The organism is Marinomonas vaga (assembly GCF_055388305.1).
The window spans coordinates 2,826,725-2,851,867 of sequence record NZ_AP043903.1; the positions used below are offsets into that span (position 1 = coordinate 2,826,725).

A 25,143-nucleotide genomic window follows, 5' to 3' on the forward strand; every position below is an offset into this window, starting at 1 on the left:
CGGGAAGGGGGATCTTTTACCCAAAATAATTCGAATTGGAGTTACAGAAATGAATCTTAAAGCAATAAAAACAATTGGTTTCACTTCTTTAGCAGCCTGCGTATTAAGCAGTAATGCGTTTGCTCAATCTACTGTGGCATTTTTGATGCCGGACCAAGCGTCCACTCGCTACGAAGAACATGATTTCCCAGGCTTTAAAGCGGCCATGGATAGCATGTGTCAGGATTGTAAGGTGATCTATCAAAACGCCAATGGCGATGTGACCCTACAGCAACAGCAATTCAACTCTGTGATCACACAAGGGGCAAAAGTGATCGTACTTGACCCTGTGGACTCTAGTGCTGCCGCATCCTTAGTGCGTATTGCCCAAAGTCAGGGTGTAAAAGTGATCGCCTATGACCGTCCTATCCCAGCCGTTCCAGCAGATTACTATGTGTCTTTTGATAACAAAGGCATTGGTAAAGCTATTGCAGCAAACTTGGTTGAGCACCTGAAGAAAGAAGGTGTGCCAATGGATAAAGGGGGCATCTTGCAGATCAATGGCTCCCCGACAGACGCGGCAGCAGGTTTGATTCGTGATGGTATCGATGAAGCGTTAGATAGCAGTGGTTACACCACACTAGCCGAGTACGACACACCAGACTGGGTGCCACAAAAAGCTCAGACTTGGGCAGCGGGTCAAGTATCTCGTTTTAATGATGACATCATCGGTGTCGTTGCTGCGAACGATGGTACGGGTGGTGGCGCTATTGCCGCATTCAAGGCTGCTGGCGTTAACCCTATCCCACCAGTGACTGGCAACGACGCAACCCAAGCGGCATTGCAGTTGATCATTTCTGGTGAACAGTACAACACCATCTCTAAACCCTCTGAAATTGTGGCTGCCGCCGCTGCAGACGTTGCAGTAAAAATGCTGAATGGTAAAACGCCGAAGGGCAAAACCACACTCTACAACACGCCTTCTGAACTGTTTGTTCCCGCCGTGATTACCCGCGAAAACATCAAGGAGAAAATCTTTGATGCGGGCATCGCCAACGCAGCAGACATCTGTACTGGCCGCTATAAAGACGGCTGTATTGAGCTAGGCATTTGGCGTTAACAGTGGGCAAATTCGCTAGATCTTAGCAGTTGTTCATAGGTCGCTCTGACAAGAGCGGCCATTCAAACCCATTCAAAAAGTAGAGTATCAGTATGTCTGTTAATCAAAAGAACCATACCAATAAAGGCACCCCTTTGCTGAGCCTACAAAAGGTGTGTAAGCAGTTTGGCGCGGTGTCGGCGTTGACCGATATCGATCTCGATGTGTACCCAGGGGAAGTGGTGGCACTGGTTGGTGACAATGGCGCGGGCAAATCCACGCTGATCAAAACCATTGCCGGCGCCCATAGACCTACGTCAGGGCAAATCTTCTTTGAAGGTAAGCCCGTGTCAATGGAAGGTCCTTCCGATGCCATTGATCTGGGGATTGCCACCGTGTTTCAGGACTTGGCCCTGTGCGAAAACCTAGACGTGGTGTCCAACTTGTTTCTCGGTCAGGAGTCTGGCCCGTTTGCGTTAGACGAAACGGAAATGGAAGTGCGCTCTTGGACGTTACTGAACGAATTAGCGGCACGCATCCCAAGCGTCCGTGATGTGGTGGCTTCCTTATCTGGCGGACAACGCCAAACAGTTGCGATTGCCCGCTCTTTGTTAGCAAACCCAAAAATCATCATGTTGGATGAGCCCACAGCGGCATTGGGTGTGGCGCAAACCGCGGAAGTGTTAAATCTGATTGATCGTGTAAAAGCCAAAGGGCTAGGGGTCATTCTTATCTCTCACAATATGCAGGACGTGCGTGCGGTGGCTGATCGTGTCGTGGTACTGCGTCTTGGCAAAAATAATGGCGTATTCACCCCTGACTCATCTAATGAAGAGTTGATCGGTGCCATCACGGGTGCATCGGATAACTCAGTGACACGTCGCGAACAACGACTCAAAAGCGCAGACAGCGCCTGTGAGGTATAAGTTATGTCTAATTCAACAACCAATAAAATCGATGCCAACGCTCCTTTGTTGGATCGTAGTGATGAGCGTGTTACCCATGATAGTAGCCTAGGGGATGTGATTCGTTCTTTTGTGGATCGAGTAAAGTCCGGAGACCTAGGATCATTGCCTGTTGTGGTCGGTCTGATCATCATTTGGACCATTTTCACGGCGATCAATCCGGTATTTTTGTCCGCCAACAACCTGGTGAACTTGCTGTTTGATAGCGCCACTGTGGGCATTATCGCCTTGGGCATTGTATGTGTGCTCATGCTAGGAGAGATCGACTTGTCTGTGGGTTCCCTCAGCGGTGTTGGCTCTGCATTGTTGGGCGTACTCTGGGTAAAACAAGGTTTGGCGCTGCCATTGGCCATGGCTTTAAGCCTAAGTTTTGGTGCTTGCGTGGGGATGGCCTACGCGTATCTGCGTACTCGCTTTGGTATGCCAAGTTTTGTGGCTACCTTGGCAGGTTTGCTGGCTTTGTTGGGCTTTCAATTATTCCTATTGGGCTCTACCGGTTCGATTAACTTGCCGTATTCGTCAGCTCTAGTGGATTTTGGTCAGTTGCTGATTATGCCTGCTTGGCTGTCCCATAGTTTGGCCATCTTGCCTGGAGCGGTCTTTGTTTTACGTGGGGTGCAAATCCGTAACAAGCGCATTGCCATGCGTCTATCGGCTAAAACTCTTAATTCCATCCTAGTCAAAGCCATCATTATGACGGTAGCGCTTGAGCTGATTGTACTGTATTTGAACCAGTCCCGTGGTGTGCCTTGGATGTTTGGCCTGTTCTTACTCTTGGTAATTGCATTGAATTATGCCCTAACTCGCACTAAGTGGGGACGTTACATGTTTGCTGTGGGCGGCAATGTAGAGGCCGCACGCCGGGTGGGCATCAAGGTGGAGCGTATTTACCTGAGCGCGTTCATTCTATGTTCTACCTTAGCCACACTTGGAGGCATGCTAGCCGCGGCGCGCCTAGCGTCTGCTAGTCAGCAAGCTGGGACAGGGGATGTGAACTTAAACGCTATTGCTGCGGCAGTTATCGGTGGCACCAGTTTGTTTGGTGGCCGTGGCTCTGCTTGGTCTGCATTGCTTGGCATTATTGTGATTCAATCCATTGCCAATGGTTTGACCCTTTTGAATCTTTCTTCGTCACACCGCTACATGATTACCGGTGCCGTGTTGGCGATTGCCGTGATCATCGACAGCATGGCGCGTCAAAGTCGCCAATCCCATGGCAAAGCGTAATCAGTTTTAAGGAATACAATCATGACAACTTCATTAAACGGAAAAGTGTATGCCATCACAGGGGCTGCGTCCGGAATTGGCTTCGCCTGTGCAAAGGAGCTCGTAAGCGAAGGGGCTCAGGTGGTGTTAATCGATCGCTCTAAAGCATTATTAGAGCAAGCTTCCGCTGAATTGGGTTCAGAGCATCGCTTCTGTATAGAAAAAGACTTGCTAGACAACGAGGCGGTGGATCACCTATTGGCAGACATATTGTCCCTGACGGGCGGCCGCTTAGATGGTTTCCATGCGAACGCTGGTGCCTATGTGGGGGGCGTGTTCGCAGAAGGAAACCCGAACCAGTGGGACACTATGTTAAACCTGAATATTAACTCGGTGTTTCGCTCCGTGCGTGCCGTATTACCGCATTTGATTGAGCAAAAATCTGGGGACATTATCGTTACCAGCTCCATTGCAGGCTTGGTGCCTGTGGTGTGGGAGCCAATTTACACGGCATCTAAGCATGCTATTCAGGCGTTTGTTCACACCTTGCGTCGCCAGCTGATTCCTCACTCAGTGCGAGTCGGGGCGATTGCACCAGGGCCGGTTGTGACTTCCTTGTTGGATGATTGGCCAAAAGAGAAGTTGGAAGACGCCTTGGCAAATGGCAGCTTAATGCAGCCGGAAGTGGTGGCAAGCTCGGTAGCGTTTATGTTGAAGCAGCCAGCAGGGGTTACTATTCGAGATTTGGTGTTATTACCAAATAGCGTGGATCTGTAGGTAGGGGCGAGTCATGACAGAGCAGTATGTAATTGGCGTCGACGTTGGCACAGGGTCCGCGCGGGCAGGGGTGTTTAACCTTGCTGGGGAGTTGCTGGCAACGCAAAAACTCGACATTGATTTGTACAGCAGTGGGGCTGCTCGCTACGAGCAGTCTTCTGACAATATTTGGGAGTCTGTGTGCTATGTGGTGCGGGCGGCTATGGATCAAGCCTGTGTTGATAGCCATCAAGTATTGGGTTTGAGCTTTGATGCCACCTGTTCTTTGGTGGTCATTGGCCCTGACAATCAGCCAATCTCGGTGGGAGAGCATGGCGAGGACCATCGCAATATCATTGTTTGGATGGATCAACGCGCCGTTGAGCAAGCTCAATTTATCAATAGCACCCAGCATAGGGTGTTGGAGTATGTGGGCGGAGTGATCTCTCCTGAGATGGAGACGCCAAAACTGTTGTGGCTCAAACAACACTTACCTCAGACTTATCAAAAGGCTAAGTACTTCTTTGACTTGACGGATTTCTTAACTTGGAAAGCCACGGATGCTTTGGACCGCTCCATTTGTACCGTGGTGTGCAAGTGGACGTATATGGCCCATGAAGAACGTTGGGACGACAGTTATTTCAAGCAAATCGGCCTTGGAGATTTGGTTGAGGGGAGCTATCAAAAAATTGGCACGCGTATCGTACCGCCAGGAACCGGAATCGGTGCTGGATTATCCCGTATGGCAGCGGAGCAGCTTGGGTTGCAAGAAGGAACACCTGTCGCGGCTGGGTTGATTGACGCGCATGCGGGAGCGGTTGGCTCGGTGGGGGCGGTGACGGAAAGTGGCGTTGCCGAACCCATTGGTACCATGTCTTATGTGTTTGGCACCTCCGCATGTACCTTGACCTCCTCCAAAGAGGCGACACTCGTCCATGGGGTATGGGGGCCTTATTATTCCGCCATGATCCCCGGATTATGGCTCAATGAAGCGGGGCAATCCGCTGCGGGAGCAGCCATTGACCAGTTGGTCGCCATGCATCCTGCCTATGGGGAAGTCAAAGCACTGGCTAAGAACGCAGGCCAAAGTGTTTCGGCGTGGTTATCCGCTAATGTGAAAGGCCGTCATAGGGATCTTAGCCATGCGGCAGATTGTGTTGGGCGTCTTGTGGTAGTGCCTGAGTTTTTGGGAAATCGAGCTCCACATGCGGACCCCAATGCCCGAGGCATCATTGCTGGATTGAATATGGATAAATCCGTAGACAGTCTGTTGCAGCTTTACGTGGCGGGGATTTGTGGTATCGCTTATGGGCTAAGACAAATCATTGAAGCCCAAGGCCGAGAAGGCTTGGTGATCAATAAAATCGCCATCAGTGGTGGCGCAGGGCAAGACCCATTGATTCGCCAGCTACTGGCTGATGCCACCGGGGTAACCGTAGTGGCTCCTGCGTGCCCAGAGCCCGTATTGCTAGGCTCAGCCATGTTGGGTGCCATGGCATCGGGGGCGTTTAGTGACTTAACTCAGGCGATGGCTTCCATGTCTTCGTTTAAAGGCACTTACCTGCCAAATCCCGCGTTTAAAGCGCTTCATCAGGCTAAATTCGCGGCGTTTGAAACACTGCAAAACGTGGCTCGGGGGATTTAGTCACCCTTTGCCGTTTGTTCTGCTTTGACTCGATCAACGACCCAGTTAATAAAGCATTCTGAGCTGTATTGATTGGCGTTTTTGGTACGAGTAAGAAAGAAGCCGTTACGTTGGCAGGTAACGGGCTGAGTGAGGGCCACTAGATGGCCCTCAGCAATCAAGTCTGCTACGTGCCAATCCCACGCCAGGGCGATCCCTAGGCCGTTTTGTGCGGCATGAACCACAGTAATTTGGTCTTCCATCTGGATCTCGTTCTTTGGAGGCTGGTATTCGACTCCTGAATACTGTGCCCAAGTGCGCCAGTTTTCCCAAAAGTCCGGTGCGTCTTTTAAGCCAAGTAGCGGCTGCTTCCAGAGGTTATCCAGAATGTTTATTTCGGAATGTTTCGCCAAGAAGCTTGGGCTACACACTAACAGCATGCGCTCTTCAAACAGTAAGAAATTGTCCTCACTGGGGGTGCTATTGGAAGTGTAATAAAAGGCCACATCGTAGCGGTCACTGTTTACTTCACTCATGTTTCGTTCGTTGTTAATGCTGATGTTCAGTAGGATGTCTGGGTATTTTTCCCGAAAGTCGTCAAGGTGTGGAATCAGCCAGTAATGGCTAAAACAAGCGCCGATTTCAAGGTTCAGGGGAAGAGGCGTAACCGTGTCATCCATTTTATGGGATTCTTCTGCCAACAGCTCCAGAGTGCTGCTTACTACTTTGAGGTAGTTTGTTCCTTTTTTGGTCAGTTCTAGACCTGTTTTTTTACGAATAAATAATTGTGTGTTTAGGAAGGCTTCCAATTGTTTGATTTGTTTACTGACGGCGGTAGGGGAGACACACAGTTCATCCGCAGCACTGGTTAGGGTGCCTAAACGGGCGGATGCTTCAAAAACGATCAAGCTGCTAAGGGAGGGAATCGTTCGGTTATTGATCGGCATGATAGACGCTATCCTGAACTTTTAGTTCAGGATACCCTAACAAAATAGCGTTTTACTTACAATTCGCCCTTCCTAATATAAATAAGCGATACAAGTAAAACGAAAGGACCTTATGCAAACTATAAAACACATACATCACGCAATGCTGCCATTACCCGATGGTACTCAGCTTGCGTACCGCGCTTGGATGCCAAGCGATGCGGACGAGTACCCCGTCCCAGCAATTTTAGAATTCCTTCCTTACCGAAAAAATGATGGCACTTTGGTGCGCGATGAGATCACCATGGCGCAGACTGCTACCCATGGCTATGCCTGCATCCGTGTGGACCTTCGTGGTTGTGGCGAGTCAGAAGGACAAACTACTGACGAGTACACTGAGCAAGAGCTGCAAGATGGCTTTGACATCATCGCTTGGTTAGCGGAGCAGGCTTGGTGTACTGGCAGTGTGGGAATGGTCGGTATTTCTTGGGGCGGTTTTAACTCCCTCCAAGTCGCTGCTCTGAATCCGCCAGCCCTAAAAGCCATCATTACCCAATGTTCTACCGATGATCGTTATGGGACCGATGTGCATTACATGGGCGGTTGCTTGCTTAATGACAACTTGGATTGGGCATCTTTCTTTTGGGCTTATGCTCAAGGTCGCGCGCCAGATGCTAAGCTGGTGGGCGAAGGCTGGAAGGAGCAATGGCTGGAGCGTTTACAGCAAATGCCATTTCTCGCTAAGCCTTGGTTGACCGAGCAAGTGCGTAACGATTACTGGAAGCATGGTTCTGTATGTGAAGATTACAGCGCCATTAAAGTGCCGGTGTACGCGACCAGTGGTTGGGCGGATAACTACCGTGACACCGTGTTCCGATTGCTTGAAAACCTAGAGGTTCCCACTAAGGGGCTGGTCGGTCCTTGGGCCCATAAGTACCCTAACATTGCCTATCCAAATCCTAAGATGGACTATGTAAAAGAGTCCGTACGCTGGTGGGATCGTTGGCTTAAAGACATCGAGAATGGTATCGAAAACGAGCCAAAACTGACCTATTACATGCAAGACAGCGCTCGTCCACAAACGGATTATGAAGAGCGCCCTGGCCAGTGGATTTCCGAGCCTGAGTGGCCGTCTCCTAATACTCTTCATAAAACCTTGTACCCATCTAAGGGACAATTGTCAGAGACGCCTGACTCTCATTCATTTGCCCAGCAAATTTGTTCTCCACAGACGGTGGGGCTAAATGGTGGACGTCTGTGTGTGGGCATTCGTCTGGCGATGGAGCAACCTGCAGACCAGCGTGCAGATGATGCGGGGTCTTTATGCTTTGATACCTTGCCTTTAGAAGAAGATTTGGCCATTGCGGGTCAGGTCATGGCAAATCTTGCGATACGTAGCGATAAGCCAACCGCCAACCTTGCGGTACGTGTGTGTGATGTTCACCCTGATGGAGCTGTGACTCGCATCAGCGTAGGGGTCTTGAATTTGACTCATCGTAACAGTCATGAGTTTGTCGAGCCTTTGACTCCTGGTGAGCTGTATAATGTACAGGTGCCGATTAACCACGTGGCCTACAAGGTACCTGCAGGACATCGCCTGCGTATCTCGGTCTCAACCGCGTGTTGGCCGCTGATTTGGCCTGCTCCAGATCGTGCCACCATTACTTTAGAGTCTTCCATGAGCCACATTGACGTGCCTCATCGTGACAACCTAATCACAGAAATCGAGCCCCCAGCCTATGACAAGCCGGTTGCCATCGATGGTGAAACCTTGCGCTCAGGTAACAGTGAACGAGTGGTTCATCACGATTACAAAACGGGCCGTGTCACGCTGGAAACCCATGATGATTTTGGTCGCCAATATTACAACTCATGTGACAGCGTGATTGATATGGCCATGAGCCAATGGCAAACCATTCATCCGGATGACCCTTTGAGTGCGGAATCCACCCTTGAGTTTGATCTCACAATGGGACGAGATGGCTGGTGGACTGGTCTAAAAGGCACGTATCACATGCGCTGTGATCACGGGCACTTTTATGTCTCAGCCACTTGGAAGGCCTTCCATGAGGGGGAGCTGATTTTCAGCAAGGCGTTTGACGAAACCATCAAACGAACGGGTGTTTAATCGATTATCTGTACGAGGATATAGTCTCATGTTGAATTCATTAAGACCTTTGGTCTTTTTTCCAACCTTCATTATTTTGGTTGGCGCTTTGCTGTTCAGTTTGGTGGATCTAGAGCTGTTTACAGAATACACGGGCATTGCTAATGGCTTTGTATTGGAGCATTTCTCTTGGTTGTTTAGTTTAGGCAGCTTTTATTTATTGGTACTGATCTTGATTACCTATTTCTCAAAATTGGGTGATATTCGGATCGGGGGTGAGAAGGCACAACCTAAGCTGAAAAAATCTCGCTGGTTCATGATTGTACTGTGTACGACGTTGGCGGTAGGGGTGTTGTTTTGGACAACAGCGGAGCCTTTGTATCATTTGTATTCGCCACCAGAGAGTTTAGGCATTGAGCCAAATTCACCGAATGCTGTGTTGTTTGCTTTTTCTGCCATGTTTTTGCACTGGGGTCCTACGCCATATTCTATCTATGCCGTGCCTGCGCTGATCTTCGCCCTGGCATTTCACAACCTAAAACTACCGTACTCCATCAGTAGCTCCTTACGTCCGGTGTTTGGTAAGTATGTGGAAGGGCGTATGGGAAGCGTGATTGACGCCTTAGCATTGTACTCATTAGTGGTTGGTATGGCGTCTTCTCTCGGGACAGGTGCTCTGACCTTAGTGGGTGGTGCGAGCCAATATCTACCGATTGAGCGTGGCCCAATCACTTTGGGTGTGATCATTGCCATCATAGTCGCGACCTTTGTCTTGTCTGCGGCCAGTGGTTTAATCAAAGGTATCGCACGTCTGTCGATGGTGAACTTCTGGCTGTTGATTGGCCTATTTGTGTTCACTCTTGTTTTTGGTCCGACCTTGTACATGCTGGGCATTGGTGTGGAAGGTTTGGGAGCATTCTTGCAGAACTTCTTCCGTTTGAGCCTGTTTACGGGGCAAGCCGCTGGTGATCCATGGCCACAATGGTGGAGCGTGTTCTACTGGGCTGTTTGGTTTGCTTGGGCGCCGATTACGGCTATGTTCCTAGGTAAGATTGCTCGGGGCTACACGGTACGCGAGTTTATTCAGGTGAATGTTTTGTTCCCTAGCTTGTTTGTTTTGCTATGGATCTCGGTCTTCTCCGGTGCGGCCATTTTCATGGATCAGAACAGTGAAGGTGGTTTGTACGCCGTACTGAACGAAGGGGGGATTGAACAACTGCTTTACCATATCTTTGGGGAGCTGCCATTGGGAGGCATCACGTCTCTGATCTTGGTATTCATCGCCTTTATTTCTTATGTGACGGCAGCAGACTCCAGTACAGATGCGATTGGCGACCTGTGTGTGAAGAACTTCAATGCGGATTCTCAAGAGGGTGCGGGCATGCCAATTAAAGTCCTTTGGGGGACGATTATTGGCTTAGTGGCTTGGATCATGGTGAGTACTGTCGGTGTGGCAGGGGTTAAATCCTTGTCTAACTTGGGCGGACTGCCAGCTACGGTGATTATTTTATGCTGTAGTTTTACGTTGATTAAGTGGCTTAAAAACCCGCAAATCCTGCAAAAGTAAGGTCTTGATCAGTTGCAGTAAGTTGCTAAAAAAGCTCAGTCCCTAGGGACTGAGCTTTTTTTGATTCGAATAAAAACAGCGCTCTTAGAGCGCCGTTTGTGTATTAAAAGACCTTTGCAACTTGAGGGGGTTACAAGACAAAGGTAATTAACAGGTTGAACAGTAATGCGGCGGCAAAGCCTAATGGGGCAGCGCGGAACAGCAACTGTGGGAATAACTTAGCTCGGGTCTCTTCGTTAGGGCATGCACCTAAGATCAAGCTGCCGCCAGAAGAGAAAGGTGAAATAGCGGTGGCTTGTGCGCCGACCACGATGCAGATGAACAGCATCATAGGATCAAGTGCTAGGTTTTGTGCAAGAGAGGGTACGATAGGGAATAGAGCAGGTGTGACCACCCCTAAAGTACTAGCAAACAAGGACATAAATGCCGCCACAACGCCAATCACAACAGGAACAAGCACGCTTGGGATAGAGCTGCCCATCCACGATGCTAGGGCATCAATAGTGCCGGCTTTAATGGCAACAGAGATCAACATGCCTACACCACAAATCATGATCAGTGTTGGCCAAGGTACACTGGCAATGGCTTTACGCTCATCCCCTAACTTCATTAACAAAGCAATCACGGAGAAGACGCTGGCGATTAGGCCAATGTTCATTTTGCTGTTAATGAAAGACACTGTGCCGTTGTCTGGGAACAATAAATTCGCAATCGGAGCGGCTAATACCAATAGCATCATGATTAGGGTTAACCATAAGGTTTGGCGCTGTTCTTTGTTAAGGGGAGCCGGAGCTTCAATTTGATCTGTGCTAGCGGACATGCTCTTACGGTGACCCGTAAAGAAAACAAAGATCGAGATCACCACCAGCGGGATGATAGCGGTACTTACGAAAATACTGATGGAGTTGATGAAGGCTTGGTTTTCGGTAATCCCCGCATTGACCATGATGCTGCGGAAGATAATGCCACTCTGGCTCGCCATAAAGTTCGCACCTGTCAGTGCACCGTAACCCACTGACATGGCGCCTAATACAGTGCTCATTCCTGTGCGCTGGCATAGCAGAAGGGTAATCGGAGCCATGAAGGCCAGTACGGTGTAGTAACCTGCACCTAATGCAGAGATAAAAGTGGTTGTTAAGAAAATGGCATAAGGCATCAAGTGAGGCACTCGACGACAGCGATACATCAGTTGTTCCGCTAGTTTCTCTAAGGTGCCATTAATGATCGCGAAGCTGTAAAACAGTGACACAGCAAAGATGATAAAGAAAATCTTCAGGGGCCACATCTTAATGACGTCGTTAGGGCTTAGACCTAAGCCAAAACAACCAATCAAGTATGCAAAGGCAATCGCAAACAGGCCGATGTTAATGCGGGTTTTGTAACCCAAGATAATAGACAGCAAAATAGCGCCTACCACGAGTAAACTCATCATAGTTTTTTCCTTTTTATTGTTGTTAAGGATGCTTTAAAAGTTGAACAATTGCTTGGGGTTAAGAATTAAAATCGTGTCCCTTTCTTCGCTATCCGCCAATAAACGAGTCATAAATTCGTATTGATCTTGATAGCCAGTGCGGTCTTCAAATTGTGTGTGCGGCCAATCGCTCCCCCAAAGCAAACGCTCTGAGTGACCGTAAGCACTGCGCAGTGCATTTAAAGACATAATTGAGTTCTCCAAGTTGGCATTGCATCGGTAGGCGGCGGAGATTTTTGTCCAAACGGGCGCTTGGCTCAATAGATTTAAAAACCGCTCGTGGCTGGCAATACTTGGATCGATGATTTGTTTGGTTTTGGCAAAGTGATCGACAACCACTTCAACGCCGGACTCAAGAATGCTTGGTAGAAAATCTGCTAGGTCGTCAATCTCTCGCTGAATCTCAACACTCCAATTGCGCGCGGCCACTTTTTTGAAGAAGGACTGCCAAGATGGCGACGCATAATCCTCTAAAGGCTTTTGGATCAGATTAAGACGGATACCTACCATGCCGGCTTCGTTTAGAGCATCCAGTTCATCATCACTGATAGCAGGGTCCACCACGGCAATACCACGAAGTTTTGTCGGATGTTTTGCGATAGCAGCTGCGATGTAGTCGTTATCTGTGCCCAGAAAACTCGGCTGAACGAGCACCCCGTGGGAAAGGTTGTGAGCTTCTAAATGTCCTAGGTATTCATCAACTGTGGCGTTGTAGCTAGGCGCATAGCGGCGCTCTCGGGTAAGCGGAAGGTCAGTTGAAAAGATGTGTGCGTGCGTATCCACGCCAGTAATTGGATTACCACTTGAGTCTTTCATTTGCAGTCGTTGCCTATGTACTTATGGTTATCATGTCAGCAACATATATTCATATATATGTTTATATGTATTGATGAGTATATGTATCAATTAGATCTTCGTCAATTCCTTGCATAGACGCTTACAGAAAGCCGCTTTAGAATAGCCAGATGACAAAAAGAGGAACGCACATGGCGCAGTTTAAAAAAGGAAGAGATGAGCGTTTGCCGCTTTATCAGCAAGTTAGGGATGAGATTATGGATAATATTCGTGAAGGCGTCTGGTTGCCTGATACGACAATTCCTACCGAAGCGGAGCTTACCAAACGCTATGACGTGGCCATTGGCACCATTCGTAAAGCTGTGGATACCCTAGTGGTTGATGGGCTGCTGTATCGTAGTCAGGGGCGGGGGACCTTTGTAAAGCGTCCGAACTTCAATGACTCCTTGTTTCGCTTTTTTAGACAGACTTCTTTGGATAATCAGCGAGTACCGGAGGGGCGTGTTCAATCTAATAATGTACTACCGCTACCCGAAGCCGCTGCGGCTGCTCTGAATCTGAAAGTGGGGGAGTTAGCGATTCACTTACGACGCACTCGGGTGTTGGACAGTCGTGTGGTGCTTGCTGAAGAAATTTGGTTACCAAGACAGCTTTTTAAAAGCTTGGAACAGATGCCAACAGAGTCTTTTGAAAATCTGCTTTATCCATTCTATGAGAAAGAGTGTGGCCAGTTGGTGGCTTCCGCGACGGAAACATTGACGATTGAAACTGCGGGTGTGGATGTGGCCCGGGCATTGGAAATCAGGGCAACGTCTCCCGTTGCTGTGATCGAGCGAGTCGCCTATGGCTACGATAAATCCCCACTAGAATACCGCATCTCGAAAGGCTCGGCAGAAACCTTCCGATATCAGGTAGAAATCTCATAATTATTGATTTAGTTAGCAAAAATTAGGCCATCTGGCGTCGCCTCTTTACAGTATCTGTGCGAAAATAACCATTTAGTCAGGAACAGAGCTAGAATAGGGGCCCGCCATGAGTGTTTATGAAATCCGTCATCCATTAGTTCGCCACAAACTAGGCTTAATGCGTAATCAAAAAATGAGTACGCGTGGCTTTCGTCTATTAGCTTCGGAAGTAGGCAATCTACTTACTTATGAGGCCACCAAAGATTTAGAACTTGAAGAATATCAACAGGATGGCTGGTGTGGTTCTGTCACTTGTGAACGCATACGAGGCAAAAAGATCACTGTTGTGCCTATTTTGCGTGCAGGTCTTGGCATGCTTGATGGGGTTTTAGAGCTAATCCCAAGCGCGAAAATCAGTGTTGTGGGCCTGTATCGGGACGAAGAGACATTTGAGCCTGTGAGCTACTTTGACAAACTTGCGAGCGATATTGACCAACGTATGTCTCTTGTCGTTGATCCTATGTTGGCCACAGGTGGCTCGATGATTGCAACCATCGACCTGCTTAAAAAGCATGGTTGTACAACAATACGCGCATTGGTGTTGGTTGCGGCGCCTGAAGGCATTAAAAAAGTCCAAGAAGCACACCCAGATGTGGACATTTATACCGCGTCTATTGATAGCCATCTTAACGAGCAGGGCTACATCGTGCCGGGATTGGGCGATGCAGGTGACAAAATCTTCGGTACAAAATAACTCATAAGACTCATTAAACTATGAATACTCAACAGACGATTTCGCAAGAAAATACGCTTTCTGGATGGAAAGTGATTTTAGCGGGTGCACAGATGCTGTTTGTGGCATTTGGCTCCCTAGTGTTAGTGCCTTTGATCACTGGCCTAGATCCAAGCGTTGCCCTGTTTACTGCAGGTCTAGGTACTTTGATCTTTCAATTATGTACTAAACGCTCCATACCCGTATTTTTAGGGTCTTCTTTTGCATTTATTGCCCCGATTATTTTTGCAGTAGAAACTTGGGGGCAAGCAGCCACCATGGGGGCGTTATTCTGTGCAGGCTTGGTATACGTAGCATTGTCTATTTTAGTGGCATTACGTGGACCTGGCTTTCTGCATCGCTTGCTTCCTCCTGTGGTGACAGGGCCGATCATCATGGTGATTGGTCTGGGGTTGGCACCCGTTGCCGTCAATATGGCATTAGGCAAAACGGGCGATGGCTCTGCTGAGCTGTTTTCCTACACGGATGCGCTATTGGTGTCCATGCCAGCTTTGCTGACGACCTTGTTGGTAGCGACTTACGCTAAAGGTGTGTTTCGCCTAGTACCTATTATTTCTGGTGTGGCAGTGGGCTACCTGATTGCGGAAGTGATGGGGATGGTAGATCACAGTGCTATTACGAACAGTGGATGGATCTCTCCACCAGGGTTCATTATGCCAGAGTTCCATTGGGCGGCGATTTTATTCATGGTGCCTGTAGCGATTGCACCAGCTATCGAGCACGTCGGAGATGTGTTGGCGATTAGCAGTGTTACGGGGAAAGATTATGTGCAAAAGCCTGGTCTGCATCGCACCCTGTTGGGTGATGGTTTGGCTACTTCTGCTGCGTCATTGTTCGGTGGGCCGCCAAACACCACATACTCTGAAGTGACCGGTGCTGTAGTACTGACAAAAGTATTCAATCCTGTGGTGATGACTTGGGCGGCGGTATTTGCCGTAGCATTGGCCTTTATCGCTAAGTTTGGTGCATTTTTGCAAACCATTCCCACGCCAGTTATGGGTGGTATCATGATTCTGTTGTTCGGCTCCATTGCAGGAGTGGGCATGAATATTATGATCAAAGCACGAGTGGATCTGAGCGCTCAACGTAACCTTGTTATTGTTGCTGTTACTTTGGTGTTTGGTATTGGTGGTATGGTGATTGGTGCCAATGGTTTCCACTTACAAGGCGTAAGCTTGTGTGGTGTTGTGGCTATTTTCTTGAACCTGATCTTGCCAAAGGCTGACATGGTAAATGATTTACACGAAGAGCAAGAAGTGGTGGACGACATGCTTCATCAAGGCAAGTGACTTTTTGACTGAGTATTAGGTAAAAAAACGCCAGATAGAATCTGGCGTTTTTTTTTGGGTGATTTTAGAGAATCGAATTAGCGCCCTGAAAACAGGCTGCGATCTGAGTCGACACTGTAGATGTTCCAGCGTTTCACATCGGCAGTTTGTCGAGCAAAGACTTCACCAACCACGCGGCGGTTAGCCTCTCTTCCTATCGCTGTGTCATTAGACGCTACAGGTTTGCTTTCGCCGTAACCGATGCCTTTTACGCGGCTGCTTTTAATCCCAAATCGGTTAACGAGAACATCTGCAATGGAATCCGCGCGCTGTTGAGATAGGTTCAAATTGTAATCATCGTTGCCCACGTCATCAGTGTGACCTTCAACTACTACCGACGAATCTGGGTTAGCTTTAAGAAAGTCAGCAAGCTTCTTAACTTCACTGAAATAGCGTGGTTTTACCTCTGCTTTGCCAGAGTCAAACAGAATTTTAAGGTCCAGTGATAACAGCTTAGAGCTTTGCTCTGAACAGCCATCGTTATCTACCATTGCGCCGACTTGAGTATTAGGACACAAATCCCTAGCGTTAATAACACCATCCTTGTCTGAATCTGACAACTGCTGAGACATATCCGTATTGTAAAGGGCACCAGAAAACGCTTGAGAGGAAATCCCTGCCAGCGCTGTCAAAGTAATTAATCCTTTTTTAGTTAACGTCAATATCATCATTTAACCAGCCGTTGTTTATCCATTTATATTAAAAGACGCCCTCGCGCTATATACCAGTTAGGTTTTGTAGCGTTCGAACAATGGGGGCGTCTTTTTGTTACGAAATGTTAATTCCTTACCAACTTCCTACATTTTCCATGGATGCCCAAGGTTCTTGGGCCTCTAATGAGTCGCCTTTTTGTAACAACTCAATTGAAATGCCATTTGGATCTTTAATAAAGGCCATGTGGCCATCCCGTGGTGGGCGTAAAATAGTGACTCCCATTGATTGGAGGTTTTCACAAACACCATAGATATCATCCACTTCAAATGCCAAGTGGCCAAATTGGTCGCCACCAGAGTAAGTGCGGTCGTCCCAGTTATGGGTCAGCTCTACTTCTGGCGCACCTTGTTCTGAGGCGTAATAGATCAATGAGAACTGGCCTTTCTCACTGTCATATCGGCGAGTTTGCACTAAACCTAAGCCTTTGGTGTAAAACTCGTGACTGGCTTCAGGGTTGGCGGTGCGAATCATAGCGTGTAAATAACGAATGCTCATTGCTCTCTCCATAGCTAATTTCGCCTCTATGGTAGATAAACACGTAAGTAGTCGCAAAAGAGTTTCACTGAGTTACGAGGACTTTCCTTAATCTTCCCATACGTAACGAATGGGCTCACCAAAATCGTCGTAAATCACTTTCTTTTTTGGTTGGCGTGGCTTGTTGATAGCCGGGGTAGGGGCTTTTTTATCCGCTTTTCTTTGCTGAATGGCTGCCACCACATGATTTAGTGGTGTTCTGTCTTTTTTAGGCTCGATAAACCCTATGTGGCTCGTGTTATACTTGCCATCTTGTAAGCCAGATTTACCCATTTCGACTTGTTCGATTTCGCCTTTTTTGCGAATGAAGTTTTCGATTTGGGATTCTATCTCTTTTCGGGTTTGTGCCTTAGATTTCGTTGATTTTGTCATAGGGTTACGTCTGATACCTCGTTTGAGACAGTCGTATAAATGTCACAAACCATCCATACTAATCCCAAGAGGTCGCTAGTGTCTATTGTCAATTTGATCGTCCATGAAGTGCAAAAGAAGGAAGGGGAGTCGAAAGCGCTGTTAGTTGCGCGCCCAGACGAAAACCCAATCGACGATGAAGCGGAGCAGTTAGCGGCGAAAGTAACGCATCTGTTTAATCGCTCCGGTATGAATACTGGGCAATTTAGTAATCCGGAAGGCAGCGAAGAAGGAAGTAAGCTTCCGGCTTTGCTTCATAAGCATTTTTCCGGTGAGGCCTTTGATGATTTTTCTGCTTTTAGTAAGGCGTGTGCTGCGGAGTATGTACGCTTTCTAGAGCCTGTATCTGAAGCAGAAGGTGGTTTGCTTTGGTTTAACCACTATGAATTGGGTGGATCCCACTTCCTATTTATTGTTCTGTTGAAGCGTAAGTCTGGTATCACCCTGGGCGAAGACTTGAGTTTTGCTCAGGTGAATCAGCTGGAAACAGATAAATTACACATGGCTATGCGGGTTAATCTTTCTGCTTACCATGATCGAGACGATACCCGTTATATTGCGTTCCGTTTTGGTAAGGCGCCTAAATGGGAAAGCGAATATTTCACACAGTTTATTGGTTGTGATGAGCCAAAAGTGGCAGCAAAAGAAACACGTAAACTGGTAGAGGCGGCCTCTGCGTTTTGTCAGTCTCAATCCATGCCTTCTAAAACCGCTAACGAGTTTAAAAAGGCGGTCGCCGAACAGTGTATGGAAAAGGCAGAGGAGCGTGAGCCTCTTGAATTGGGTGATATTGCCCGACAAATTGAGTCACGTTTCTCGCCAGAGCAAGCCTCTAAGTTTTTAGAAATTGCAGAATCGGATGCCTTTCAGGTTGAGAAAGAGATTTTTGTTGAAAAGGCTGCTTTAAAGAAGCTAACCCGAGCATCCGGCTCTAACCGTTCCCTAACATTAAGCTTTGATACTGAGCTGCTAGGCGACTCGATTGAATTTGATCCGGACACTGGGGCGTTGACCATAAAAGATCTGCCTAGAAGTCTTTTGAAGCAGTTGATGTCAATGGAGTCCAAGTAGGGACATCAGTTCGTTCATTGAAGCGAAAGTATCTGTGGCGCCTGCTTTTAACTGGGCGTCACGATCCAGCACTGCGCTGTAAGCTAAGACTGTTGCGCCAGATGCTTTGCCGGCTTGAATTCCTGCGATGGAATCTTCAATCACAATACAGCGGTTGGGGGCGACCCCTAGTGCTTGGGCAGCTTTAAGGTATAAGTCCGGCGCTGGTTTGCCCTGATTAACGTCATCCACCGCAAAACGTGTGGCAAAGCGTTCTTTAAGACCAATAATGTCTAGCTTGATCTCCATCTCTCTGCGCTGGGCGTTGGTTGCCATGGCGATTGGGCATTTAATCGCGGCGAGTAACTCGCGCACACCTTCAATGGGCTCAAGGGTGGCTTTAACTGTGTCGTCGAACTCTTTGCGATAGTTGGTGAGAAAGTCATCGGGGAGTGGTCGGCCAAGCATCTCTGCGGCAAGGGTAAGATTGTCTTGGGTGGTGAAGCCCGCAAACTGTGTGTGCATTGTATGGTCGTCTAGCTCAAGCCCCAGTTCTTTTAGGCGGCGTTTGAGAATGCTAGAAGATAGGGTTTCTGTATCGACTATGACTCCATCACAATCGAATAAAATGGCATCGTATTGGTAAGGCATTTCGTCTCCATCGAACATGGTTTTTTGTAATTGAATTACAGTGTAACGAGGATGGAAGAGGAAAGGGAGGGGGTGTTGTTGTTTTTCTCCCCAGCAATGAAGTAAGAAATAATGATTGTGTTAATGGATATTCAGGTGGGCTATCTCAGACCGATTACAATTGAGATTTTGCAACCGGAGCTGTAGCCGTTACTGTATCGAATGATGTTTTGATGGTTTTCTTCAAAAGCTTGTAAACGTGCATCGCAACAGGCTTAAGTGGGTTCGGCTTGGCAGTCTTTTTGGAGTCAAATCCCCAGCTAGAAAGCAATGCTTCGTATTGCTCTTGAGAGTCCATAGTGCGACGAGTTGTACCAGAGTAACGAGCATTCGATAAGGCTGCGTATTGTTCAGGTGAGTTCATGTTGATCTCCTAAGTTAGGTTATTTCAAATTTAAAAATGTTGTTTTATTACAACAATTACAGGATATTCGTTTTGATCTAGGGTCACAAACGATGGTTTTTCACTAAATAGGTTATTTTTTTTCATCTTTAGGAAGTGTATGTCCCAATATCGACCTTTATCTGCCAGTGGCAAAGACTGGGTGTTTTTGCGCGAGGAGCCTTTTGTATCGGCAGATGATCGAGCAAGTATCCAGTTGCTAACGGAAACGGCAGGCGCGAACATCTGGCGAGACTATGTGTCGGATACTTATCTCTACCCAGATTTATTTGATAAAGAGGTATGGCTGAAAACAAATGTTCAGGCGGATGTGGATTGGGAAAAGCGTTGGGAGTCGGATGTTCCTGAAATGCCCGAAGAAGCCCTAGAGTTTTGCGGTCAATGGGGAGACGATACCCGTATCTATTTTTGCTGCCACTCTGATCTAGTTTTAGAAACCACCTGGAGTGTGTTTTGTCGCAACTGGAAGGCGTTCTTGTTTTTAGACAGTGACGGTGTCCTCATTGGGCGCAAGAAAAAACAAGCCCTTCAATTTAAAGAGAATGGGCGTTTATCCCTATTGGTGCGTTAACCAAGGGTTACTCTGTCTCATCTAAAATGGCAAACGACAAGCAGGTACTAAAAAGTAATGCGCCTACCATGATGGGAGGAGTAGGGAATGCAAGCACTAAGATGCCAGTCCCTGTCCACAATGTTCGTACTATTTTTCTACGGCCTCTGTATTTTTCGGTTGTACGACGATAGTGGGCGTGATGTGTTGCATGCTTGGTGTCGATAAACTCCTTTTGATACCAGCCAGGCATGAACGCGGCAGCTATGAGCTGTCCGTAAAACGTTAGATAATTTGTCAGCATAGTGAGACCCATAGATTGCCAGCCACCGAGCTGGCAATTTTTTGATTGTCATTTGAGTTTAGGTCAATGCTGAGTTTTTGCAGTCAATTAATGTTGAGCTTGTGTCACGGCTCCGTAAGGTTACGTATCTCTTATGGTTTTTGGGGCTGGTTTCGCTGTCGGCTCATGACGCTGCGTGTATTAAAAACTTGGTAATAATCCGCCAGTTGTTGGCTTTGCTGTTGCTCTCCTGTTTCAGCAAGTAGCATTGCGACGACCTCCGCTGTGGCGAATTGTTGTTCATGTTTGGCTTGTCTGACCATAAAGGTGCGCTGCACATCTTCATTGATGGCAAAGGTGGGAATGTCATCAAGCCAGCGGCTTTGATGGAGCATTTTGCTGGCTAGCCGCCAAGTGGCATCGAGTACGATCACATGTCTTGGCTCACCAAGTTCTGCTAATGACTCTAAATGGCGATCCTTGCTAAGTCTTTGCTCAGTGGCGGGGTAAAGAATAATGGTATTTTTTTTGTGTGCTTCTATCTGATCTAGTAGCGCCTGACTCGGCTCTGTGCGTGACCATATGTGGGCGTTGGTCTGGTTGGGGAAGAGGTCTGCAATGAGCCGACCGCTATTGGTAGGTTTATGAATCTCAGTGTAATGATAAAGCAGGGTGAATAGGGTGTTGCTTTGGCTGGTTACACGCTGGTTACAAAAGCAAGCGAAAGCAGCCATTAGGCAGGACGGGCATCGAGTGGTGTTTGAGCCGCGAGCAACAAAAGCTCTCTGGCTGGCTTGTTTAGCCTCTTCACGGAGTAGGTCGACACAATGTTGCGGGTGCTTAAAAGGTTGCTCTGGCATGGTGGTATGACGTGTTTTGTATGTAATTAAAAGGGTATTTTGCCTTTGTTGAAGGTGCTTGGCTATTACAATTCAGAAACAAACTGGCGAGAATATGCAAATTTGGTGGAATCAAAGCAGAACGTTTCATGACACTCTATCTAGTGTCAGTCTGGCACGCTAAGGTTTGTCTCATTGATGTATGTTATGAGTAAATTATGAGTCGTTACATTTCGCCTGTGCTATATATTTTGCTGATGCTCGTCGGCTGTGTAGCCTTTGTTGCGATTGCAGGTGTTCGAGTTGGCTTTATAGAGCCCGTTACCGCTTTCACAATGCTAAGAAAAACCGTTTACGCGGCTCTTGCTCTAACTGTATTAACGCTTGTCTCCATGGCGGTTTGCCGCAAAGAGTGCAATCCGGCCAGTCGTCGATTTTTCATCTTGGTTGGTATCATTTCGTTTGTTTACAGTGCCATGTGGGTGGCGGTATTCATTCAAAAATCACAGCTTCCTGATCTCTACGACATCACCACAGATACAGAAAACCCTCCGATCTTCATCAATATGACCTTTATTCGTAAGGCTTCCGAGCATGACTTGGTGTACAAGGATGAGTGGGCTGATATCCAGAAGGAATATTATCCAGATGTGAAGCCGCTTATTGTCAATGTGGACTTCAAGCAAGCCTATATCGAAGCTTTGGCGCTGACTCGTGAGAAAGGTTGGGATTTAGTGGCTCAGTACCCAGGTTCAGGTGTGATCGAAGCCACAGCGCGTACCCCGATTTTCGGCCTACGTAATGATGTAGTATTACGTATTACTAGGGGAGAGGATGATGTGCGAATTGATATGCGCTCCTGTTCTCGTATGGGCAAGTCAGATCATGGTGAAAACGCGGAACGTATCAAGCAATTCCTCGGCGAATTAGCCTCCCGTTTAAGTCCAGAGCCCATGCGTGTCACCTTGCGTAATTGATCCGGCGAGATTATTGATTCAATCCTGCTGGTGTTTTCGATACACTTCATAGGTCTTGTCTAGGAGTGGACTCAGTGAACCGTCGAACACAGCAAAAAGCCAGCACCCGTGCAAACATTAAGCGAGTCGCGCGAACGGCCTTTTTGGAGCAAGGGGTGGAAGCGACCACCACTCGTGAAATCAGTCGTTTAGCCAGTGTTGCTGTAGGGACTTTTTTTGTCCACTTTCCCGATAAATTAGATCTGGTCAAAGAGATTTTCTTTGACGAGATGGATGAGGCTCTGAGTGCTGGTATTGGGCAGCAGCAGCCTACGTCTTCCCCCACTGATTACCTGTCTCAAATCGCAGTTACCTTATTTACCTTTTACGGCAAGTATGACGAATTTACCCGATTGATCATGTTGGACAGCGTTTCAACGGGTGGCTTTCATAAACAGCAGATGGCCTCTGTGACAGAGGCATTGTTAAGCCGGTTTGAGGCGGTCAATATAGATCGTGATACGGGGATGATTTTTGCTGAAAACATGGTGGCTAATTTTTGGCTGGTGTTTATGGAGTGCCTGCCCACGGGAAGTTTTGCATCCAAAGCAGCTTTAGAGCGCCTTGATAGGTTGAACTTGCCATTTAAAGTGTCTTATCAAAACGCCGCTCGCAAGTAATGACTCTCACAACTCATTGGCCTTTCTGTAGGGACCTTGATAATCAAAAAGCAGTTGGCTTACTTTCCAATGCTTGTTTTTCTCCTGCTCTGCAATGACAAAATCCGGGGCGGGTAGATAGGGAATAAAAGGCGTTACATCTTCAGCTTTATGAAAGGTCACTTGCTGTGTGCCTTGGGCAAGGCGCCGGGCGAACTCATTATTAAACTGATTGCGGTGCTTTGGGAAATCAAAATTAAAGTGCTGTTTTAATTCTTCTCCATTTTCATCATGGTAGATCACCGTGATTCGGTTTTTTGTTACGTTTACACTGATTGCTTGGCATCTTTGGACCTTGTGGCCTTTTAAATTGAGCGCCTTTTTGAGTATTTCATCTGGGTCAATGAGTCGTTCTGAGCAGTGTTGGCAGTGACGTGCAGCGATGTCGTTTTCTTCATTACAATGGGGGCAGCGCTTGAATACAAAGCGATAGTCACATTGCTCGTCTCCATGCAGTGTTTCGACAACTCCCTGACAACGTCTTCCATAATGTTCAATTAGGCTGCCATCCGCCGCTTTTCGTCCCCAAAAGAGGTTTTGATGCTCGCATTGGGGGCATTCCACTTGGACCAGCTGGCTTTGGTTGTTGGGCTTTTTGCTGCCGATCTCAGGTTGAAAGATGTCGTAACCGCTATTGGTGTAATCCAATACAAGGCAGTCGTTTTTATTGGGGGATAGTCTGAGCCCTCGGCCTACCATTTGTTGGAATAAGCTGATGGATTCCGTTGGGCGCAGCAGGGCGATGACGTCTACATGTGGGGCGTCAAATCCGGTGGTGAGAACGGAAACATTGACCAAGTACTTTGTGGTTTGTTGTTTGAAGCTCTGAATGATTTGGCTGCGTTTTATGCTAGGGGTTTCTGCTGTCACTATGTCAGCTTCATCCTCAGGTAAATAGCCCAATATTTCCTTTGCATGGTCAACGGTGCTGGCAAAAATCATCACCCCTTGGCGCTCTGTGGAGACCTCAATGATCTGCTCACAGATCGCTTGTGTCACCCGTGGATGCTTTTTAACCAGCTCGTTTAGTTGCTGCTCTTGGTGGTCTTCTGAGTCCTCTGCTTGGGATTGAAGGCGATTAAAATCATAGTGTGCAACGGCTGCGTCAAATACTTTGGGCTCCGTTAAGTACCCGGACTTAACGAGTCTGCGTAACGGCAGTTCATAAATGCATTGTTCAAAGAAAGGCTGGTCCACCTCTCGGTAAAAACCCCAATAGTGCTTGTGGTAGATCCAGCCGCTGTCTAAACGATATGGCGTGGCTGTGAGCCCTAGTATTTTAATATGGGGGTTAAGTGCCCTAAAGTGTGCAATGGCCGCATGGTATTGGCCTTGGTCTTCCTTGGGTATTCGATGACATTCGTCGATGATGAGCAAAGACAATGGCTCTGTGTGTTTTTCGAGGGATCGAGCCAAGCTCTGTATGCTGGCGAAGGTGATTTTGCTGGTTAGGTCTTTACGGCCTAAGCCAGCAGAATAAATGCCCGCATCAACACCTAGGGCGGTGAGTTTCTGATGATTTTGTTCAACCAGTTCTTTAACGTGTGTAAGGCAGACGACCTTATGTTTGGCAAGGCGGCACAGCTCGGCGATGACTAGGCTTTTGCCTGCACCGGTGGGCAATACGATCACGGCCGAGTCGTCAGTTTTGCGAAAATGACGCAGTGTGGCGTCTACGGCTTCTTGCTGATAGTCACGTAATTGGTACATTGTTAGGTCATTGTTTGCCAATAAAGGGTGTGCGGCGACGCACGCTACAGTATCATCCAGCGATTTACAATCTAACTAAGGTTCCGTTAATGAGTGCGATCATCCCTTTTACGTCCCAGACACCTTTCGATCAAGTGGTATCGGACATTCTACAAAAAGGGTGGAGCGTCACAGATGGCTTTTTCTCGCCCGCCATGGTGGATGCCTTGATGGCTGATGTATCGGACTTAGATAACACCTATATGCATCGTGCAGGCGTGGGGCGCTCTTCTGATTTTCAAGTGGCCCTTGATCGTCGCCGTGATTACATTCGTTGGATTGACCCGATAAACCCAGCCCGTAGCGCCTTTTTGGATGCAATGGGGGCCCTGCGAATTGAGTTTAATCGTCGCCTTATTTTGGGGCTTTGGGATTATGAGGCGCATTTTGCCCGCTACGAGGAAGGGGCGTTTTATGAAAAGCATTTGGATGCGTTCAAGGGTAAGAGTAACCGTGTGCTGTCTACCGTTCTATATTTGAATGAAGCGTGGCAAGAAAGCGATGGTGGTGAATTGGTGTTATTTGATGAACATGATCATTGTCGTGAGCTGGGGCGCTTTGCTCCTATGAAAGGTCGTTTAGCGGTGTTTTTGAGTGAAGAGTTTCCCCATGAGGTGCTGCCAGCGAAGCGAACTCGACACAGTATTGCTGGCTGGTTTCGGGTTAACAATACTATCCAAAATCAAATTGATCCAAGCCAATAGTATTCGCATTTTTAAGTGGT

The 25,143-nt window shown here is 47.7% G+C and carries 26 protein-coding genes; 15 read left to right on the forward strand and 11 right to left on the reverse strand.

The window, feature by feature from the left end:
• The first annotated feature begins 49 nt into the window (after positions 1-49).
• The 5 genes from ACZ5DR_RS13270 to ACZ5DR_RS13290 all read left to right on the forward strand — a co-directional run bounded on the left by ACZ5DR_RS13270 (position 50) and on the right by ACZ5DR_RS13290 (position 5,650).
• Entirely contained in the window at positions 50-1,099 is a 1,050-nt protein-coding gene (locus tag ACZ5DR_RS13270; RefSeq protein WP_377366973.1) for an ABC transporter substrate-binding protein, read from the forward strand.
• Between the two features lie 92 nt (positions 1,100-1,191).
• Positions 1,192-2,004, forward strand: a complete 813-nt coding sequence (locus ACZ5DR_RS13275) for an ATP-binding cassette domain-containing protein (protein WP_377366974.1) — start codon at positions 1,192-1,194, stop codon at positions 2,002-2,004.
• A 3-nt stretch (positions 2,005-2,007) separates the two neighbouring features.
• Positions 2,008-3,270 (forward strand): sugar ABC transporter permease, encoded by a 1,263-nt coding sequence (locus ACZ5DR_RS13280; protein WP_377366976.1) that lies wholly within the window; start codon positions 2,008-2,010, stop codon positions 3,268-3,270.
• Between the two features lie 21 nt (positions 3,271-3,291).
• Positions 3,292-4,026, forward strand: a complete 735-nt coding sequence (locus ACZ5DR_RS13285) for an SDR family oxidoreductase (RefSeq protein WP_377366978.1) — start codon at positions 3,292-3,294, stop codon at positions 4,024-4,026.
• A 13-nt stretch (positions 4,027-4,039) separates the two neighbouring features.
• Positions 4,040-5,650, forward strand: a complete 1,611-nt coding sequence (locus ACZ5DR_RS13290; RefSeq protein ID WP_377366980.1) for an FGGY-family carbohydrate kinase — start codon at positions 4,040-4,042, stop codon at positions 5,648-5,650.
• On the opposite strand, the gene ACZ5DR_RS13295 is transcribed toward ACZ5DR_RS13290, so the two are convergent.
• Entirely contained in the window at positions 5,647-6,576 is a 930-nt protein-coding gene (locus tag ACZ5DR_RS13295; protein ID WP_377366982.1) for a LysR substrate-binding domain-containing protein, read from the reverse strand. The genes ACZ5DR_RS13290 and ACZ5DR_RS13295 overlap by 4 nt on opposite strands.
• 112 nt (positions 6,577-6,688) lie before the next feature.
• Here ACZ5DR_RS13295 and ACZ5DR_RS13300 point away from each other — a divergent pair, with 112 nt between their 5' ends.
• Both ACZ5DR_RS13300 and ACZ5DR_RS13305 read left to right on the forward strand, forming a co-directional pair.
• Positions 6,689-8,683 carry a CocE/NonD family hydrolase gene (locus ACZ5DR_RS13300; protein WP_377366983.1) on the forward strand — a complete coding sequence of 665 codons (1,995 nt, stop codon included), beginning with the start codon at positions 6,689-6,691 and terminating at the stop codon, positions 8,681-8,683.
• A gap of 28 nt (positions 8,684-8,711) precedes the next feature.
• Positions 8,712-10,229, forward strand: coding sequence for a BCCT family transporter (locus ACZ5DR_RS13305; RefSeq protein WP_377366985.1), 1,518 nt, complete (start codon positions 8,712-8,714; stop codon positions 10,227-10,229).
• Between the two features lie 130 nt (positions 10,230-10,359).
• On the opposite strand, the gene ACZ5DR_RS13310 is transcribed toward ACZ5DR_RS13305, so the two are convergent.
• Together ACZ5DR_RS13310 and ACZ5DR_RS13315 are read right to left on the reverse strand one after the other, a co-directional pair.
• Positions 10,360-11,661: an SLC13 family permease gene (locus ACZ5DR_RS13310; RefSeq protein WP_377366987.1), complete on the reverse strand. Its 1,302-nt coding sequence runs from the start codon at positions 11,659-11,661 to the stop codon at positions 10,360-10,362.
• A 33-nt stretch (positions 11,662-11,694) separates the two neighbouring features.
• The gene (locus tag ACZ5DR_RS13315) at positions 11,695-12,516 is read right to left on the reverse strand and encodes an amidohydrolase family protein (protein WP_377366989.1); all 822 of its coding nucleotides are present in this window, start codon (positions 12,514-12,516) and stop codon (positions 11,695-11,697) included.
• Positions 12,517-12,686: 170 nt separating this feature from the next.
• Here ACZ5DR_RS13315 and ACZ5DR_RS13320 point away from each other — a divergent pair, with 170 nt between their 5' ends.
• The 3 genes from ACZ5DR_RS13320 to ACZ5DR_RS13330 all read left to right on the forward strand — a co-directional run bounded on the left by ACZ5DR_RS13320 (position 12,687) and on the right by ACZ5DR_RS13330 (position 15,482).
• On the forward strand, positions 12,687-13,421 hold the full coding sequence (locus ACZ5DR_RS13320) for a GntR family transcriptional regulator (protein WP_377366991.1): 735 nt from the start codon (positions 12,687-12,689) through the stop codon (positions 13,419-13,421).
• Positions 13,422-13,527: 106 nt separating this feature from the next.
• Positions 13,528-14,154 carry a uracil phosphoribosyltransferase gene (gene upp / locus ACZ5DR_RS13325; protein ID WP_377366993.1) on the forward strand — a complete coding sequence of 209 codons (627 nt, stop codon included), beginning with the start codon at positions 13,528-13,530 and terminating at the stop codon, positions 14,152-14,154.
• A gap of 20 nt (positions 14,155-14,174) precedes the next feature.
• Positions 14,175-15,482 (forward strand): uracil-xanthine permease family protein, encoded by a 1,308-nt coding sequence (locus ACZ5DR_RS13330; RefSeq protein WP_377366995.1) that lies wholly within the window; start codon positions 14,175-14,177, stop codon positions 15,480-15,482.
• Between the two features lie 77 nt (positions 15,483-15,559).
• Here ACZ5DR_RS13330 and ACZ5DR_RS13335 read toward each other — a convergent pair whose 3' ends face one another.
• The 3 genes from ACZ5DR_RS13335 to ACZ5DR_RS13345 form a co-directional block, all read right to left on the reverse strand.
• The gene (locus ACZ5DR_RS13335) at positions 15,560-16,153 is read right to left on the reverse strand and encodes an OmpA family protein (RefSeq protein ID WP_377366997.1); all 594 of its coding nucleotides are present in this window, start codon (positions 16,151-16,153) and stop codon (positions 15,560-15,562) included.
• Between the two features lie 154 nt (positions 16,154-16,307).
• Positions 16,308-16,730, reverse strand: coding sequence for a VOC family protein (locus ACZ5DR_RS13340; protein WP_464543661.1), 423 nt, complete (start codon positions 16,728-16,730; stop codon positions 16,308-16,310).
• An 87-nt stretch (positions 16,731-16,817) separates the two neighbouring features.
• Positions 16,818-17,141 carry a hypothetical protein gene (locus tag ACZ5DR_RS13345; protein ID WP_377366999.1) on the reverse strand — a complete coding sequence of 108 codons (324 nt, stop codon included), beginning with the start codon at positions 17,139-17,141 and terminating at the stop codon, positions 16,818-16,820.
• 78 nt (positions 17,142-17,219) lie between these two features.
• Here ACZ5DR_RS13345 and ACZ5DR_RS13350 point away from each other — a divergent pair, with 78 nt between their 5' ends.
• Positions 17,220-18,251, forward strand: a complete 1,032-nt coding sequence (locus tag ACZ5DR_RS13350) for a nucleoid-associated protein (RefSeq protein WP_377367000.1) — start codon at positions 17,220-17,222, stop codon at positions 18,249-18,251.
• Here the strand turns inward: ACZ5DR_RS13350 and ACZ5DR_RS13355 are convergent.
• Together ACZ5DR_RS13355 and ACZ5DR_RS13360 are read right to left on the reverse strand one after the other, a co-directional pair.
• The gene (locus ACZ5DR_RS13355) at positions 18,234-18,881 is read right to left on the reverse strand and encodes an HAD family hydrolase (protein ID WP_377367002.1); all 648 of its coding nucleotides are present in this window, start codon (positions 18,879-18,881) and stop codon (positions 18,234-18,236) included. The two genes, ACZ5DR_RS13350 and ACZ5DR_RS13355, sit on opposite strands and share 18 nt — an antisense overlap.
• Positions 18,882-19,035: 154 nt before the next feature.
• The gene (locus tag ACZ5DR_RS13360; RefSeq protein WP_377367004.1) at positions 19,036-19,284 is read right to left on the reverse strand and encodes a hypothetical protein; all 249 of its coding nucleotides are present in this window, start codon (positions 19,282-19,284) and stop codon (positions 19,036-19,038) included.
• A 139-nt stretch (positions 19,285-19,423) separates the two neighbouring features.
• Between ACZ5DR_RS13360 and ACZ5DR_RS13365 the strand changes: the two genes are divergently transcribed.
• Entirely contained in the window at positions 19,424-19,894 is a 471-nt protein-coding gene (locus ACZ5DR_RS13365; RefSeq protein ID WP_377367006.1) for a DUF2947 family protein, read from the forward strand.
• A gap of 7 nt (positions 19,895-19,901) precedes the next feature.
• Here ACZ5DR_RS13365 and ACZ5DR_RS13370 read toward each other — a convergent pair whose 3' ends face one another.
• Both ACZ5DR_RS13370 and ACZ5DR_RS13375 read right to left on the reverse strand, forming a co-directional pair.
• On the reverse strand, positions 19,902-20,177 hold the full coding sequence (locus ACZ5DR_RS13370) for a hypothetical protein (protein WP_377367008.1): 276 nt from the start codon (positions 20,175-20,177) through the stop codon (positions 19,902-19,904).
• 131 nt (positions 20,178-20,308) lie between these two features.
• Complete coding sequence (locus ACZ5DR_RS13375; protein WP_377367010.1) at positions 20,309-21,016, reverse strand: tRNA-uridine aminocarboxypropyltransferase; 708 nt, start codon at positions 21,014-21,016, stop codon at positions 20,309-20,311.
• 197 nt (positions 21,017-21,213) lie between these two features.
• Between ACZ5DR_RS13375 and ACZ5DR_RS13380 the strand changes: the two genes are divergently transcribed.
• Together ACZ5DR_RS13380 and ACZ5DR_RS13385 are read left to right on the forward strand one after the other, a co-directional pair.
• A complete protein-coding gene (locus tag ACZ5DR_RS13380; protein WP_377367012.1) occupies positions 21,214-21,972 on the forward strand; it encodes a DUF1499 domain-containing protein in 759 nt (252 codons plus the stop codon).
• Between the two features lie 74 nt (positions 21,973-22,046).
• Positions 22,047-22,631, forward strand: a complete 585-nt coding sequence (locus ACZ5DR_RS13385; RefSeq protein ID WP_377367014.1) for a TetR/AcrR family transcriptional regulator — start codon at positions 22,047-22,049, stop codon at positions 22,629-22,631.
• A 6-nt stretch (positions 22,632-22,637) separates the two neighbouring features.
• On the opposite strand, the gene ACZ5DR_RS13390 is transcribed toward ACZ5DR_RS13385, so the two are convergent.
• Positions 22,638-24,380, reverse strand: a complete 1,743-nt coding sequence (locus ACZ5DR_RS13390; RefSeq protein WP_377367016.1) for a DNA repair helicase RadD — start codon at positions 24,378-24,380, stop codon at positions 22,638-22,640.
• Between the two features lie 89 nt (positions 24,381-24,469).
• Between ACZ5DR_RS13390 and ACZ5DR_RS13395 the strand changes: the two genes are divergently transcribed.
• Positions 24,470-25,123 carry a 2OG-Fe(II) oxygenase gene (locus ACZ5DR_RS13395; RefSeq protein ID WP_377367018.1) on the forward strand — a complete coding sequence of 218 codons (654 nt, stop codon included), beginning with the start codon at positions 24,470-24,472 and terminating at the stop codon, positions 25,121-25,123.
• Positions 25,124-25,143: the final 20 nt, after the last annotated feature.